Origin of the sequence: Pseudomonas sp. 14P_5.3_Bac1 (genome assembly GCF_025466135.1) — a bacterium.
In the GTDB taxonomy this organism is placed as follows: Bacteria; Pseudomonadota; Gammaproteobacteria; order Pseudomonadales; family Pseudomonadaceae; genus Aquipseudomonas.
Window position 1 is genome coordinate 24899 of record NZ_JANLOF010000055.1, and the last position, 15080, is coordinate 39978.

A 15080-nucleotide genomic window follows, 5' to 3' on the forward strand; every position below is an offset into this window, starting at 1 on the left:
ATGGAACAGGGCGACTTGATAAGTGAGCCCTGTTGGCGCTGAAGGTTCATCTAACGCGTGGTGCTTTTGCTCAGAGTGCACTGTGTTGGGGGCGCAGCAGGATCGATTAGAGCGATGGGGTTTTCTGATAGACCTCGTTGTCTGGGTTTGGGGCCGCTTCGCGGCCCAACGCGGGGCAAGCCCGCTCGCCACAGGGGGGCATCATCGGTCCAGGCGAAAGCGCGTGGTGCTTTTACTCAGGGCGCACTGTGTTGGGGGCGCGCAGCAGGATCGATGGAGCGATGGGGGTTTTCTGATAGGCCTCGTTGTCTGGCTTTGGGGCCGCTTCGCGGTCCAACGCGGGGCAAGCCCGCTCGCCACAGGGGGGCATTATCGGTCCAGGCGAAAGCGCGCGGTGTTTTCACTGAGGGCGCGGCTGCCTTTGCTTAAGGTGTCGGCCGCCTGGTTGACCGCGCGCGCGCCGTCGAGCAAGCGTCCTGCGGCCTGATCGACTTGCTGGATATTGCCGCTGACTTCATCCGCCGTCGTCGCCTGTTCTTCCACCGCCGCCGCGATCTGCGCCAGGGTGTCGGTGACGTTTTGCACCGCGCCGGCAATCTCGCCCAGGCGTGTGCCCAGGCCGGTGACGGACTCGGCGTCAGTCAGCGCCTGGTCACACGCGGCGCCCATCAGCGTGACCGCCTGGCTCACCGTCGCGCGCAAGCTGTCCACCGTGCCGGCGATCTGCGCCGTAGAAGCCTGGGTGCGTTGCGACAGGCTGCGCACCTCGTCCGCCACCACGGCAAACCCGCGGCCTTGCTCGCCTGCGCGAGCCGCTTCGATGGCGGCGTTCAGTGCGAGCAGGTTGGTCTGTTCGGCAATGCCGCGAATGGTGTCGACCACCGACTGAATCTGCTGGCCCTGCTGGCTGACTTGTTCCAGCGCATTGGCCGTGTCGGTCAGGCGCTGGTTGAGTTGCTGGATGCTCGCCGTGGTGCGCTGGCTGTCGCGGCTGCTGTCTTCGGCGATACGCCGGGTTTGCTGGGCGCTGCCCGAAGCCTGTTCGCAGCTTTTGGCGACGCCCATCGAGGTGGCCGCCAGTTGCGTGGCAGCGGCGGCGATCTGGCTGATCTGGTGTTGCTGGTCTTCGACGTCGGTCAGGGTGCTGCCCGATTGCGCGTTGAGGGTGAGCACCGCCGAACCCAGTTGCTGGGTCTCGTGATTGACGCCCAGCAGGCTGGTGCGCAGTTGCACCACGGCGACGTTGAGCGCGGTGCTGATCGCCGCCAGTTCATCGCGACCTTCCACCGCCACTTCGACGCACAGATTGCCGTCACGCAGGGACTCGGCGAGCGTGGTGATGCCACTGGCACTGCGACGAATCGAAGCCTGCAGGCAAATGAACAAGTACAACGCGGCCAAGACCAGCAGGCTGAACGTGGCCACCACCGGAATAAACTCCCTGAGCGAGCGGTCACGGTAATAACTCAAACGCGCATCCAGCGAGTGCAGCGACTGGCTGCGCAGTGCGCCCAACGCGCCGAGGATGCTGTCGACACTGCGATCAAAGCCTGCGGTGTCGAGCTTGATGGTGCCGCCAAACACGCCATCGTCCAGGCCTTTGAGTTCGTTATCGAGCAACTGCAGGCTGGTGTCGTATTGCGCCGTCCACGGTTCCATCCCGGCGTATTGCTTGGCTTTGAGCGACGCGGCGGCCTTGACCAACTGGTCGCGTGCATCGCCGATTCGGCCGCGCAGGTCGCGCATCTGCAAGCGGCTTTGCAAGGTGAATTGCCCGGAGGCAATCGAGGACTGCCCGACGCTCGCGGTGCGGCCAATACGCTCGATCAGGTCCGGCGTGTGCTGGGTGGAAATCTGCATCAGCAAGTAGGTTTCCAGCCAGGGGTCGAGGATCAGGCCGGATTCCAGGGTGATCTGCTCGCGCAAGGTTTGCATCGCAGTCAGGGCGGCGGTGAAGCGGTCATAACCGTCCGGCCACCAGCCCACGGTGCGCAGCGATTGGGTGTCCATGCCCTTGACCGTCGCCTGCAAGGCCTCAAAACGGGCCAAGGTGTCGGCGCTGGCGTTGTGGGTCTTGAGCGCATCGCCCAAGGCTTGCAGGCTTTGCACAATGGCGGGGTTGCCGGCATCGACGTTGTCCATCGCGGCCTGCGCGGCGGGGGTTGGGGTGTGCAGAATATCCAGCGCTTTCCAGCGGGCAGCCAGGTTGCGTTGTGCGGTCAACTGGCCATCCAGGGTGTCCAGGGCCAGCAGTTGGCGCACGCCGGACTGCTCGCTGGAAATCACCGCTAATTTGTCGCGATAGTCCTGGCCGATCAGCCACAGGCTACCGGCCAGGGGCAGCATGAACAGGAAAAACAGAATCTGAAACTTGCGCGCAAAACCGAAACGGCCAAGCAGGCGGATACCCGGTGATAAAAGACTGTGCATGGCCGACCCACTCCCCCAAACAACCTGGATATGACTAGAAGCAAAATGCCATGTCATTGATTGGGAAGGTACTAGCAAGATACGGGCCGTTGGTGGCGGGTCGCGAAATAGGCGGCTTGGCGAGGTGACAGCGCGGTGGCATGCGCGAAAATGGGGCAAAAGCACTCAGTGTGCAGAGTGGAACGGTAACCCGGCTTTCCAGAGAGGCTGGCGTGCTCTGGAGTGCCCTCGGCACTGAGCTGCCCGACCTAGCGTGCAAGGACATCTGAAACCGCCATGGACATCCAACGGCTGCTGAAGAAAAGACAACTCAACGCACAAGAGCAAGTGGAATCGGTGCCGGCGAGCTATTTGACCAACATGTACTGACTGAAATTATTGATGTGATCATCCAGATTGTCCTCAAGCATCATCCGGTACTGGTCACAGAAATACTTCAGCATCGCTTCCCGCGCCTCGGCCATTTCGGCGCCGGATTTGAAGTTGCGTGCACTGGCCCAGGCATTGAAGCGCGTGGTGCCGAACATCATCGAGGCGCTGACCTCGCCGAGGTTTTCACAGGTTTTGAGTTGTTCGTTCGACAGTTCGATGTGTGCGTCTGCACGGTCGTAGAAGGCTTGGTCGGTGGTGTCGGCCATGGCGGTGTTCCCGGGTGAGCAAATGATGGCGGCTATTGGAGCATATCCAGCGGCCGGATAGGAGACGCCTCCGGGTGGAGGCGTCCTTGCACGTCACGCCAACGCAAGCACCAGACGCTCAAGCCCGATGCCGAACCCGGCGCCTTCGCGGTATGCGCCGCCGCCCACCACTTGTTGCTGAGCCCCCAACGCGGGGCAACGCACCTCGAAGCCATTGCCTTGCAGGTAGTAACTCAAGCCGCGTTTGACGGCCAGGTTAAGCTCATAGTCAAGGCCCAGCGTGTCGAGAAAACCGGAGCACAGCGCTTGGCTGCGCTGCAACGCCAGCGCGGGCTCAGGGCTGAGAATTTCCAGCCCCAACTGAGTGAACTCGCGGTAGCGCCCAGCTTGCGGCCGCTCATACCGGTAACACCGCGCCACGTAGAAAAACATCGCCTCCTCGCGCGTGCCAAGCAATTGCGTGTTGCGTTCCTGGAACAGCGCGGTGGCTTCCGGGATCAGGCAACACTGACGTCCCGCCTTGTCATCGAAGGCCCACATCTGCCCGATGATTTCACTGCCGCCGGCTTTTTCGATAAACGTGTCCTGGCCCCACAGGGCCGGCACGATGGCTTCTTCAGCGCCCGCGTCGATGAAGATAGCTCCGAAAACGCGCCTCGATTTCACGCATCATCGCGGCTTCTTTGCCAGTCACTATTCGGGTACCACGTAGCATTGTCATCCGTTGAATCTCCCTTTCTACAAGCAATAAAAAAGGCGCCGTGGGCGCCTTGGGTGGTGGTTCATTGAGTGATCAGAGGTTCTGGTCAATCAGTGAGCGCAAGCAACCGCGGCACCTTTGGCAAGGTCCGTGGGGGTGATGGCGGTTGCTTTGCGAAAATTCAGTCATGGGCGATCCTTGCACAGGTGGGTGAGGCGTGACAAGCCGGCGTTAAACCAGCGGCGTCAGCTGACTCAATTGCGCAGGCGTCGGAAAACCCAGCGTGCGATAGCGCGCCGGGTACAAGCTCGCCGGCGCCAGCAGGTCACCCACCTTGGCCTCAAGCTCAGCCCATTCGACCACCTGGGTCTGGGCGGTGCCATCGGGCTGGATCTGCACCAGCGCCACGCGGTCGGTCTTGGGCAGCAAGGTGTCGACGGTTTCTGTCCAGCTACAGATCGAGAAGGTCTTGCCGTGACTGTCCTTCAACTCGAACAACGTGTAGGTCGCGACAAACACGTCGATCTTCTGCTCATCGTGCAGGGTGTCGAGCTGTTCTTTCTGCGCGTGGTAGTTGCCCTGCAGCAGCATGTGTTCGAGGCTCGCCATGCGCACCTTGAGCGCTTCATCCTGACTGATGAAAGGCACGATCCGTTGATCGTCATAGGTGTAGACCTGGCTGGACACCGCACGCCCGCTTTCCATGGCCTTGAAGCTGACCTCGACCATGTGCCGAATGCCCTCTTCATCCTTGTCACCGGTCACCATCAGGATGTCGCGGGTCGGGATCATGAACACAGGACGGCCCTTGATGGCCGCACGCTGCAGGACATCCGGCAGCAGCACGCGGCTGGTGTCATAGCCGTCATTCCAGCGGCCGAGGTAGAGGCCAGGCACAATTTCGTCAAACGCGTCCTGGGTCGCTTCACGCAGATTGCTCACCGCCACCGCCAATGCCTCGTCCAGGCTCACGCCCCACTGTGGATCAGGCCCCTCAGTCAGGGTGGACGTGGTCTCGGGGTAGTCCACCGCCAGCAGGGTCACGCAGTCGCTGCCCAGCGCTTTGTGAACGGCGGTGTAAGGCGCATCCCAGCCCTTGTTGCGTACGTGATAAAGGCGCACTTCTTCGAGCATCGCCAGGTTACGAATCACCGGCCGCAACAGCGGCCTGACGCCTTCAAAGGTGGGCGGGGCTGGCTTTTTGTAGCCGAGCAATGTCGATACATACCCTTTCAATACGTCAGATTTGTGCGCTTTTTCGGCGTTCTGATAGTCATTGAATGCGTTATGCAGGTTGAAGTAGCTACCGTCGCCATGTTTGAGGCGGAACTCTTTGGGCACGTACTCAAGAGGCTCGTTGAAACCCGCTTCGCGAGCCGCCTTGATGACTTTCTCGGCGAATGCGTCTTGGGTCAGCGGGCGATTGAACAGTTTGTCGAGCAGAGAGCCGAACATGCGCAGCGTCCTCCATGGGTGCGAGCCGTCCATCATGGGCGGCGCAAGAGACCGGGTAAAGCGCCGGTCTGGGATGTGTGACCCTGTTCACTGTTGCCAGTTCAAGCCAGCAGTTGGGTGATCCAGTGCGCCTGCTGTTCAATCTCCTGAACCTTGTGCTGGGGCACCGTCTGCCGGGCCTGCTCGAAGCTGGCCAGGGTCTTGTGCTTCTGACGCAACATGCGTTGCCACTTGCCCAGGAACTCCGGGCTGCGCGCTTGCATTTGCAGCGGGCCGAAGTACAGCTGTTGCGCCGTGTAGATCAGCGGCTCAGCGCGTTCGGCGACGATGATTTCGTAGTAAAACCGGTTCTCCTGCAACAGCTCCTCGCGCAGGATCTGGTAGCCGTTGTCCATCAGCCATTGGCGCAGGGGTTGTTCGCCGCCATTGGGTTGCAGGATCAGGCGTTCCTGACCGCTCAGGTGCGCCCTGCCGCTGTCGAGGATGTCGCGGATGGTTTCGCCACCCATGCCGCACAGGGTGATCGCGGTGATTGCGTCCGCCGGTTCAATGGCCGCCAAGCCATCAGCCAGCCGCACGCTGATGTGCTGCTGCAGAGCGTTGTCGCGTACCGTACGTTCGGCCGCGTGAAAAGGCGTGGCCGCCACTTCCCCCGCCACCGCCGCCGCGATCACGCCGCGACGCATCAAGGCTACCGGCAGGTAGCCATGGTCCGAGCCGATATCGGCCAGGCGCGCACCGGCCGGCACGTTTGCCGCCACGCGCTCCAGGCGCATGGACAATGTGTGTTCGTTCAACGGTTGTTCCTTATCAGCACGCCATTACACACCCGAAAACCGATCCCGGCTGTTGGTCAGGTGCAGCACCATGGCCGCGCGCGCGGCGTCCGGGTCCTGGCGCTTGATGGCATTGAAGATCGCTTCGTGCTCCAGGTTCGCCAACTGACCGAGCTTGGCAAAATCGGCGCCGCCGCGCTCGGCGCCCTTGACCTGGGTGCGTGGGATCATCGCATTGCCCAGGTGCAGCATGATTTCAGTGAAGAAGGTATTGCCGGTGGCTTCGGCGATCAGTTGGTGAAAGCGCTTGTCCTCCTCCACGCAACTGTCGTTGTTGGCCAGCGAAGCCTGGTAGTCATCCAGCGCTTCGCGCATGCGCACGAGTTGCTCGTCACTTCTGCGCACAGCGGCCAGCGCCACCGCTTGCACCTCCAGGCCCAGGCGCAGCTCGAGCATATTGCGCACGCTGGCGACGGTGTCCACATGCAGGCGCAAGCCCTGTTGCGCCTGTTGCTCCAGTACAAAGGTGCCGATGCCGTGGCGGGTCTCTACCAGGCCTGAGGCCTGCAACTTGGAAATGGCTTCGCGCACCACCGTGCGACTCACCCCATGCTCAAGCACGATGGTGGATTCGGACGGCAGTTTTTCACCGGGCTTGAGCTGGCCGAGCAGGATGCGCTGGGTCAGCGCATCAACCACGCCTTGGGCCAGGTTATTGGAACGTCTACGGACCAGGGTTCCGTTTTCAATGGGCATCGCTAGGGTCCACGGGGTTGGGCTGGACGGAGCTTAACACCCCGCCTGGCGGCGACGCTGAGTTGATTCAAAAAACGCCATACTTGTATGACAACTAAACTTTATAGCGCTTAACCCAAAGGGCGTCAGTGTCGCTTAGCGGGTCACGCTTACACCTTCCCGACACACGCGAAACGGTATAAAAACCCAGTAAAGCTGGGCAAATAACCAAAATACCTATTCCAACGCTGCGCTTATAAGAACAAATACACCCCACGCCGCATTGCGAAAAAAAGAAATGCACTTGTATGATGTCTATCAACAAGACACACAAACCCGCATAAAAATAAATCAGGGGAGTTTTGAATTGTGACCAATTCAAACCATGTATCTGCCGCTTCACCCAGCGACTCAGTACTCACGCGCGCCGTGAGCAAAGTGAAGGGCCATGTGCTCCCACTGTTCGTGATCATGTTCATCCTCAACTACATCGACCGGGTCAATATCGGCTTCGTGCGCACGCACATGGAGCATGACCTGGGCATCGGCGCGGCCGCCTATGGCCTGGGCGCCGGGTTGTTCTTTATTGGCTATGCACTGTTTGAAGTGCCCTCCAACATGCTGCTGCAAAAGGTCGGTGCGCGGATCTGGCTGACGCGCATCATGTTCACCTGGGGCATCGTTGCCACGCTGATGGCGTTCATCCAGAACGAAACACAGTTCTACATCCTGCGCTTTCTACTGGGCGTGGCCGAAGCCGGGTTTTTCCCTGGGGTGATCTACTACTTCACTCGTTGGTTGCCGGGCGTGGAGCGCGGTAAGGCCATCGCGATCTTCCTCAGCGGTTCGGCGGTCGCCTCGCTGATTTCCGGCCCCTTGTCGGGCGCGCTGTTGCAAATCGAAGGCTTCGGCTTTCACGGCTGGCAATGGATGTTCGCCATCGAAGGCCTGGCGTCCGTGGCGCTGGGGTTCTTCGTGTGGTTCTGGCTGGACTCCAAACCCCACGACGCCAAATGGCTGACCCGCGAAGAGCAGGACACACTGGTCGGCGCCATCGACCAGGAACAACGTGAGCGGGAAGCGCTGACCACGGTCAAACCGACCATCGGCAAACTGCTCAAGGACCGCCAGATTCTGCTGTTCTGCGCCCTGTACTTCTGTATCCAACTGACGATCTACGCGGCGACCTTCTGGCTGCCGAGCATCATCAAGAAAATGGGTGACCTGAGCGACATACAGGTCGGGTTCTTCAACTCGATCCCGTGGCTGATCTCGATCATCGCCATGTACGCCTTCGCCTCGCTGTCTGGCAAGTTCAAGTTCCAGCAAGCCTGGGTGGCCGCCGCGCTGTTGATTGCCGCTGCGGGCATGTTCATGTCCACCACCGGCGGGCCAATCTTTGCCTTTGTGGCGATCTGCTTCGCGGCGATCGGGTTCAAGTCCGCCTCGTCGCTGTTCTGGCCGATTCCCCAAGGCTATCTGGATGTGCGCATCGCCGCGGCCGTGATCGCGTTGATCAACTCCATCGGCAACCTGGGCGGTTTCGTGGCCCCGACCACGTTTGGCTTTCTGGAACAAACCACCGGCTCGATCCAGGGCGGCCTCTACGGCCTGGCCGGCACCTCAGTGCTTGCCGCGATCCTGGTGTTTTTCGCCAAGACGTCGCCCTCGCCCGTATTGACCTCTGCCAGCGCTGCGCCAACCGGCGCCGCCATCAGCAAACCTCTTTGAGCTTACTTAGGACATTGCCATGAACACTCCCGTAGTCACCCATTTGCAAGTCATCCCGGTGGCAGGCCACGACAGCATGCTGCTCAATCTGAGCGGCGCCCACGGGCCATTCTTTACCCGCAATATCGTGATTCTCAAGGACAGCGCCGGCAACACGGGCGTCGGCGAGGTGCCCGGTGGCGAGCGCATCCGTGAAACCCTGGAAGATGCGCGCAGCCTGGTGGTCGGCCAGCCAATTGGCCAATACCAACGCGTCCTTAACCAGATGCGCAGCACCTTTGCCGCTCGCGACGCTGCCGGCCGCGGCCTGCAGACCTTTGACCTGCGCATCACCATTCACGCCGTCACCGCCATAGAAGCAGCGCTGCTCGACCTGTTGGGCCAGTTCCTGGAAGTGCCGGTGGCGGCGCTGCTGGGTGAAGGGCAGCAACGTGATGCGGTAAAAATGCTCGGCTACCTGTTTTATGTCGGCGACCGCACGGCCACCTCTCTGGCCTACCGCAACGAGGCGGACGCCGATGATGATTGGTTCCGCCTGCGTCATGAGCAAGCCATGACCGCCGAGTCGGTGGTGCGCCTGGCCGAAGCCGCCAAGGCCAAATACGGCTTCAACGACTTCAAGCTCAAAGGCGGCGTCCTGAGTGGCGATGAAGAAATCGAAGCCGTCACCGCCCTGGCCGAACGCTTTCCCGATGCGCGCATCACCCTTGACCCCAACGGCGCGTGGTCACTCAAAGAAGCCATCCGCCTGTGCCGCGACCAACACCACGTGCTCGCCTACGCCGAAGACCCCTGCGGCGCAGAAAACGGCTACTCGGGTCGCGAAGTCATGGCTGAATTCCGCCGTGCCACCGGGCTTAAAACCGCGACCAACATGATCGCCACCGACTGGCGCGAAATGGGCCACGCGATCCAGCTGCAATCAGTCGACATCCCGCTGGCCGACCCGCACTTCTGGACGATGCAAGGCTCGGTGCGTGTGGCGCAGATGTGCAATGAATGGGGCCTGACCTGGGGTTCGCATTCCAACAACCACTTCGATATTTCCCTGGCGATGTTTACCCAAGTGGCCGCCGCCGCACCGGGAGACATCACCGCCATCGACACCCACTGGATCTGGCAGGACGGCCAGCACCTGACCAAGGCGCCACTGAAAATCGAAGCCGGCTACGTCAAAGTGCCCACCCAGCCTGGCTTGGGCGTGGAGATCGACATGGATGCAATGGCCAAGGCCCACGAGCTGTACAAAGGCATGGGCCTTGGGGCGCGAGATGACAGCGTGGCGATGCAGTTCTTGATTCCGGGCTGGCGCTTCAACAACAAGCAGCCGTGCCTGGTGCGCTGAGCCTCAGCGCAAAGTCGGTCAATGTGGGCGCCGTTAAGCCATCATGGTTTACCGGCGACCACTGGCTTAGCGCTTGTCGCCTGATTGAGCGCAATCGGCTGCACAGTCAGCTCAACGCCTAACGCCAGCATCAGCTTGTGGATCGTCTCATAGCGGGTCTTCGAGCCGCCCTTCAGGGTTTTATACAAACTCTCGCGGTTGACCCCGGCCGCCTCAGCCACCTTGTTCACGCCCTGGGCTTTGGCAACCTCGGCAAGCGCCTTCATAAACACCTGCGGGTCTTGCGACTTCATGCTTTGCGCCAGATAAGCACTGATAACTTGCGGGCTGTCGAGAAAGCGCGACGCCTCATAAACCTGGGTGCCGGAGGTATCAAGATCGAGGATCGGCATGTCCTCGGGTTTGAATTTCGATTCACTCATTTCATTGACCTCTCAGGGCATCGAGTATCTCTTTTGCCCGTTTGATTCCCCGCTTCTGATCGGTTTTATCGCTGCCCCATAACATCAGGTAAGCGGTGATCCCCGTCCGTACAAAATAAATCCGGTAACCAGGCCCGACGAAAACACGCATTTCACTCAGGCCTTCGCCGACTGGCTCGCAGTCGCCAAAATTGTTGTCTTCGGCGCGGTCCAAGCGCGTCAGAACAGCCGTTTTCCCCCAGATATCCTTCATACCGTCGAGCCATGTATCGAACTCCGGCGTCCTGCCGATCAAGTTAGTCACAGATTCACATGTAGCCTACTGGCTACTCCTTGCCGATGCTAGTTAATTTTTTGTTCCGGCGCGATCCGGAACAAAAAACCTAGCTCAGCCCACGCATAATCAGACTGTCGATACTGTTAGCGCTTATGTCCTTTATGTTTAAAGCGCCCGATCGAACAGCGGCGTCACGTCATAGCGCTGCTTCAGCATCTGCGCATCCACCAGGAAATCCGCCGTGGCCTGCGCCTCGCTGACTATCGTCGGCGAAATCGGCAGCACCTTGATTGCGTCACGCTTGAACCACACCTTGGCGATCTGCGGCGCAGACTGGTTGGCTTTCGACCAGGCCTCGGCGTACTCGTCGACATGGCTGTTGCTCCACACACGAGCGCGGGTAAGGCGTGCGACAAAGTCTTTGATGATTGCGCCTTTCTGCGCCAGCGCCGGCTCATACGCAACGATGTAGGTCGGCGCGCTCATCAAGCCCTTGGCGTTGCGAATCAGGCTGCTGCCCTCTTTCTCCTGCAGCGACACGTAGGGTTCCCAGGTGCCGAACGCGTCGATGTCGCCTTGGGTCAACGCCAGACTGGCCTCGGCCGGCAGCAGGTATTTGAAGTTCACGCTGTTGCGCGGCACGCCGGCTTCGTCGAGGGCTTTGTAGGCCAGTTGCTGGCTCCACGAACCGTTCCAGATTGCGATGGTTTTTCCTTTCAGATCGGCCACCGACTGGATGCCTTTGCGCGCGACGATGCCGACGCCGTCAAGGCTGGTCTGGGTGCTGGCGACCACTTTCACCGGCGCGCCATTGGCCGCCAGGCTGATCACCGGCGTGTCACCGACAATCCCCACATCCAGCGCGCCGCTGGCAACCGCCGAGGCCACAGGGGAGCCGGTATTGAAGCGCTTGAAGTCGATCTTGTAGGGCAAGTCCTTCAACTCGCCTGACAGCTCCAGAACAATGCGGTTGGAGAAAAACTGATCGCCCACGGTGAGCGTCAGGGGCTCTGCCGCCTCGACAGAAGGACCGTGCAGCGTAAGAACGGCCAGGCCGAGCAGGGCAAGCAAGTGTCGACGATTGATCATGAACGCACTCCACACACGTGAGGGCTGACTCAACCATCTGTGGGCGTGCAGTCTGGTGATGAGAAAAGGGATTGGAAGGTCGCCAAGTACGGCGCCCGTAGAAGCTAACGCAATAAAATCACGGGGTTTAATACTGTTGCGCACTATCGATAGAACCGCCGCACAGCTTGATAGCTATTTTTCGTATTAAAAACTTTGCGAACCGTGGGTTAGGGTGACGGCACCAGACCACTGGACCCCAGCACCTGAGCCACTTTCTGCAAGGTCCATTGCATGTCGATTTCTGCGTTGAATATTTGGGGCGCTGCGCCCTCCTCCCGTTACGAACAACTGGCTGCACCGTTTCGCCCGCTCTTTGCGCAGATCCTTGCGCAAGCCGCAGAGGCCGATCAGACACGCGCCAGCCTGGCGATTGTTATCCGCCAACTCAACGAACTGGGACTGCCCCGCTGGCGCTTGCCCGTGAGCCACGGTGGCCAGGGCGCGACCTTTGCCGAACTGCTTGCGTTGCTCACCGAACTGTCCGCCGCCGACTCCAACATCACCCAGGCCCTGCGCGGGCATTTTGGTTTCTGCGAGGACGTCCTCTGTGCCAAAGACCTCGACTGGCGCGCCAAATGGCTGGACCGGCTCGGCCAGGGCGCGCTGCTCTCTCCCGGCAGCACCGAAGTCGGCAACCAGACCCGAGGCGACTTCGAAACCCGTCTGCACCGCGATGCCGACGGCACCCTGCGCATCAGCGGCAGAAAGTTCTACACCACCGGCGCGCTCTACAGCGACCTGATCAACACCGTCGCCACGGGTGAGGACGGCACGGTGTATTCCGTCGTCGTCGACCTCAAGGCCCCCGGCGTGCACATCGTCGATGACTGGAATGGTTTCGGCCAACGCCTCACCGCCAGCGGCACCTGTATCTTCGACAATGCCCCGGTGGAGGACGACCTGCGCCCTACCCACCAACGCTTCGGCTACGGCCAGTCGTTCTACCAGATCTACCACCTCAGCACCCTCGCCGGCATTGCTCGCCGTGCGGCGCTGAGCGGTGCACAAGAACTCAGCCAGCGCGCCAGGACCTTCACCACTGGCAACGCCGACACCGCAGCGCACGACGTGCAGTTGCTGCAAGTCATCGGCGAAGTCGCCAGCCAGGCCTACGCCGCGCACGCCATCACCCAGCAAGCGGCGCAGCGCCTGGAGCAGACAGCGCAGTATGTAATCGCCCACGACCAGCCGCTGCACGACGATGACCCACACGTGGCATTGGCGGAGCTGGAAGTGTGCCTGGCAGTCAACCCGGTAGTGGATGCCACACTCGCGGCGACCACCGCACTGTTTGACGCGCTGGGCGCCAGCGCCACGGCCAGCAACAAAGCGCTGGACCGGCTGTGGCGCAATGCGCGGACGTTGGCGAACCATAACCCGCGCGTGTACAAGTCGCGGATTGTGGGCAATTACCTGGTGAATGGCTTGCTGCCGCCGGCGCAGTGGCGCGTGGGGGTGGCCAAAGCCTGATCAAACAACACAGAGCAAATGTGGGAGCTGGCTTGTGTGGGAGCTGGCTTGCCTGGGATGGCATCACCTCGGTTTAACGGCAAGACCGGGGCGCCTGCATCGCGGGCAAGCCCGCTCCCACATTGGATAGGGGTGGGCTTACTGGCTCACAAACGCCACCACCCGCGCCAACATCCGGTCACACGCCGCCAATTGTTCCAGGCTGATGAACTCATCCGGCTTGTGCCCCTGCTCCATACTGCCCGGTCCGCAGACCACGGTGGGGATGCCTGCCTGGTCAAACAGCCCGCCCTCAGTCCCGAAAGCCACAGTGCCGTAGTCGCGCGAGCCGCAGAATTGCGCAACCCACTCAGCCGCCTGGCTCTGCAGCGACGTCGCCAGGCCCGGGTAGCTGGATAACTCGCTGAAGCTGATCGCACACTGCGCGCTCACTGCCTGCATTGCCGGCAGCAGCGTGTGTTCGGCGTAGCCGCGTAACTGGTCCGCAACCTGCCAGGGGTTCTGGGTCGGCAACGAGCGCACTTCAAAGTCAAAACTGCAATCCTGCGGCACGATGTTCAACGCCTTCCCGCCGCTTATCACACCGGTTTGCACGGTGGAAAATGGCGGGTCAAATCGCGCATCAAGGTGCTGCTCAGCCTTGAGCGTTTCACCGAGTCGCACCAGCTCACTGATCAACCGCGCAGCGTATTCGATGGCGTTTACGCCGGACGGCGCATAGGCCGAATGGCACGCCGCGCCATGGATTTGGCAGCGCATGCCCAGCTTGCCCTTGTGGCCCAGCACCGGCTTGAGCTCGGTGGGCTCGCCAATCACGCACAGCAGCGGCTTGACCGGTTGCGCGTGAAACCTTTCGATCAGCGAGCGCACGCCGAGGCAGCCGACCTCTTCGTCATAGGACAGCGCGATATGCACCGGCATGCGCAGCGGCGCCTGCACCAGTGCCGGCACGCAGGCCAACACACAGGCGATGTAGCCCTTCATGTCCGCCGTGCCACGCCCGTACAACTTGCCGTCTTTTTCCGTCAGGTCGAACGGCGCCACCGTCCAGCGCTGACCGTCCACCGGCACCACATCGGTGTGCCCGGACAACACAATCCCCGGCACGCCGGCCGGGCCAAGGGTTGCCAGCAGGTTGGCCTTACTCTTTTGCGCGTTGAACACCAACTCGCAGGCCACGCCGTGGCCTTGCAAATACGTGCGCACAAAGTCGATCAAGGCCAGGTTGGATTCACGGCTGGTGGTGTCGAAACGCACCAGTTGCGCCAGCAGGTCGCGGCTGTTGCTCATCGGTCATCTCCCGGTACCGCATAGCCCGGTGCCTGGTGTGGGTTGATGGCGCGATCAATGTAGTCCTGCAGTTGGCTGCGATAGGCCTGCCACAATTGGTCGAGGGCGCCGATCGGGTCTTCATCGGCCCAGTCCACGCGCAAATTGACGATGGGCCACAGCAGGTCATCGACCACCACAAGGGCGGCCGAATGCACCGGGCCGGCTTCACCGCCTTTGGCCTGGCCCGCCTGCATCGCGGCAAGCAATCGGTCGGCCAGGTGCCCGGAGGCGTTTTCGAACGCCCGCACCATGGCCTCGATCACGCCGGGATGGGCGAGCATATTCCCCGCCGCCACGCATTGCTCACCACTCAACGCCGCATGAATGCCAAGGGTCTGCGCGCCACTGAAATGCGCCGTGCGGCCTTGGTTATCGATCACCGTCACCTGGCGATACTGGCTGTGATCCTGGCCGGCCAGCACCGTTTCCAGCGCCTCACTCGGCGCCAGGCCCTGCCCTAGCCTATCCAGGATATGCGGGCCCAAACTCGGCAAGGTGATGTTTTGCGACGCCACCGCGCCCACGCCGGGTCGCAGCCATGGGCAACGCGCGCCAACGGCAATGCTTGAAGAGCTGATCGCAATGCCCAACTGGCCGGTTTCGGCACAGCGAGCGGCAACGGAAAACGTCATAAAAAG

The 15080-nt window shown here is 61.2% G+C and carries 14 protein-coding genes; 3 read left to right on the forward strand and 11 right to left on the reverse strand.

Annotated features, from left to right (window positions below; genetic code table 11):
* Positions 1 to 369: 369 nt before the first annotated feature.
* The 6 genes from NTD89_RS11880 to NTD89_RS11905 form a co-directional block, all read right to left on the reverse strand.
* The gene (locus NTD89_RS11880) at positions 370 to 2430 is read right to left on the reverse strand and encodes a methyl-accepting chemotaxis protein (protein ID WP_262207816.1); all 2061 of its coding nucleotides are present in this window, start codon (positions 2428 to 2430) and stop codon (positions 370 to 372) included.
* Between the two features lie 347 nt (positions 2431 to 2777).
* Positions 2778 to 3068, reverse strand: a complete 291-nt coding sequence (locus NTD89_RS11885; protein WP_119742530.1) for a DUF3144 domain-containing protein — start codon at positions 3066 to 3068, stop codon at positions 2778 to 2780.
* 93 nt (positions 3069 to 3161) lie between these two features.
* Positions 3162 to 3734 (reverse strand): ATP phosphoribosyltransferase regulatory subunit, encoded by a 573-nt coding sequence (locus NTD89_RS11890; RefSeq protein WP_262207817.1) that lies wholly within the window; start codon positions 3732 to 3734, stop codon positions 3162 to 3164.
* Positions 3735 to 3999: 265 nt separating this feature from the next.
* Positions 4000 to 5223, reverse strand: a complete 1224-nt coding sequence (locus NTD89_RS11895) for a DUF1444 family protein (protein ID WP_262207818.1) — start codon at positions 5221 to 5223, stop codon at positions 4000 to 4002.
* 101 nt (positions 5224 to 5324) lie between these two features.
* A complete protein-coding gene (locus NTD89_RS11900; protein WP_262207820.1) occupies positions 5325 to 6020 on the reverse strand; it encodes a tRNA (adenine(22)-N(1))-methyltransferase in 696 nt (231 codons plus the stop codon).
* Between the two features lie 24 nt (positions 6021 to 6044).
* On the reverse strand, positions 6045 to 6755 hold the full coding sequence (locus tag NTD89_RS11905; protein ID WP_242195306.1) for a FadR/GntR family transcriptional regulator: 711 nt from the start codon (positions 6753 to 6755) through the stop codon (positions 6045 to 6047).
* Positions 6756 to 7103: 348 nt separating this feature from the next.
* Here NTD89_RS11905 and NTD89_RS11910 point away from each other — a divergent pair, with 348 nt between their 5' ends.
* Together NTD89_RS11910 and gudD are read left to right on the forward strand one after the other, a co-directional pair.
* Complete coding sequence (locus tag NTD89_RS11910) at positions 7104 to 8465, forward strand: MFS transporter (protein WP_242195309.1); 1362 nt, start codon at positions 7104 to 7106, stop codon at positions 8463 to 8465.
* Between the two features lie 19 nt (positions 8466 to 8484).
* The gene (gudD, locus tag NTD89_RS11915) at positions 8485 to 9810 is read left to right on the forward strand and encodes a glucarate dehydratase (RefSeq protein WP_262207827.1); all 1326 of its coding nucleotides are present in this window, start codon (positions 8485 to 8487) and stop codon (positions 9808 to 9810) included.
* Between the two features lie 41 nt (positions 9811 to 9851).
* Here gudD and NTD89_RS11920 read toward each other — a convergent pair whose 3' ends face one another.
* The 3 genes from NTD89_RS11920 to NTD89_RS11930 form a co-directional block, all read right to left on the reverse strand.
* Positions 9852 to 10232 (reverse strand): addiction module antidote protein, encoded by a 381-nt coding sequence (locus NTD89_RS11920; protein WP_242195316.1) that lies wholly within the window; start codon positions 10230 to 10232, stop codon positions 9852 to 9854.
* A gap of 1 nt (position 10233) precedes the next feature.
* On the reverse strand, positions 10234 to 10536 hold the full coding sequence (locus NTD89_RS11925; protein ID WP_242195319.1) for a type II toxin-antitoxin system RelE/ParE family toxin: 303 nt from the start codon (positions 10534 to 10536) through the stop codon (positions 10234 to 10236).
* A gap of 138 nt (positions 10537 to 10674) precedes the next feature.
* The gene (locus NTD89_RS11930) at positions 10675 to 11598 is read right to left on the reverse strand and encodes an ABC transporter substrate-binding protein (RefSeq protein WP_262207828.1); all 924 of its coding nucleotides are present in this window, start codon (positions 11596 to 11598) and stop codon (positions 10675 to 10677) included.
* A 273-nt stretch (positions 11599 to 11871) separates the two neighbouring features.
* On the opposite strand from NTD89_RS11930, the gene NTD89_RS11935 reads away from it, so the two are divergent.
* Entirely contained in the window at positions 11872 to 13110 is a 1239-nt protein-coding gene (locus tag NTD89_RS11935; protein ID WP_262207830.1) for an acyl-CoA dehydrogenase family protein, read from the forward strand.
* A gap of 138 nt (positions 13111 to 13248) precedes the next feature.
* Here NTD89_RS11935 and argE read toward each other — a convergent pair whose 3' ends face one another.
* Together argE and NTD89_RS11945 are read right to left on the reverse strand one after the other, a co-directional pair.
* Entirely contained in the window at positions 13249 to 14400 is a 1152-nt protein-coding gene (gene argE / locus NTD89_RS11940) for an acetylornithine deacetylase (protein ID WP_262207831.1), read from the reverse strand.
* Positions 14397 to 15074, reverse strand: coding sequence for a DUF1028 domain-containing protein (locus NTD89_RS11945; RefSeq protein ID WP_262207832.1), 678 nt, complete (start codon positions 15072 to 15074; stop codon positions 14397 to 14399). The genes argE and NTD89_RS11945 overlap by 4 nt, the downstream gene beginning before the upstream one ends.
* Between the last annotated feature and the right edge of the window lie 6 nt (positions 15075 to 15080).

Bases quoted from the DNA above. Each gene is read 5' to 3' on its own strand.
- NTD89_RS11880 (WP_262207816.1), bottom strand. From the start codon at position 2,430: ATGCACAGTCTTTTATCACCGGGTATCCGCCTGCTTGGCCGTTTCGGT.
- NTD89_RS11885 (WP_119742530.1), bottom strand. From the start codon at position 3,068: ATGGCCGACACCACCGACCAAGCCTTCTACGACCGTGCAGACGCACAC.
- NTD89_RS11895 (WP_262207818.1), bottom strand. From the start codon at position 5,223: ATGTTCGGCTCTCTGCTCGACAAACTGTTCAATCGCCCGCTGACCCAA.
- NTD89_RS11905 (WP_242195306.1), bottom strand. From the start codon at position 6,755: ATGCCCATTGAAAACGGAACCCTGGTCCGTAGACGTTCCAATAACCTG.
- gudD (WP_262207827.1), top strand. From the start codon at position 8,485: ATGAACACTCCCGTAGTCACCCATTTGCAAGTCATCCCGGTGGCAGGC.
- NTD89_RS11920 (WP_242195316.1), bottom strand. From the start codon at position 10,232: ATGAGTGAATCGAAATTCAAACCCGAGGACATGCCGATCCTCGATCTT.
- NTD89_RS11930 (WP_262207828.1), bottom strand. From the start codon at position 11,598: ATGATCAATCGTCGACACTTGCTTGCCCTGCTCGGCCTGGCCGTTCTT.
- NTD89_RS11935 (WP_262207830.1), top strand. From the start codon at position 11,872: ATGTCGATTTCTGCGTTGAATATTTGGGGCGCTGCGCCCTCCTCCCGT.
- argE (WP_262207831.1), bottom strand. From the start codon at position 14,400: ATGAGCAACAGCCGCGACCTGCTGGCGCAACTGGTGCGTTTCGACACC.
- NTD89_RS11945 (WP_262207832.1), bottom strand. From the start codon at position 15,074: ATGACGTTTTCCGTTGCCGCTCGCTGTGCCGAAACCGGCCAGTTGGGC.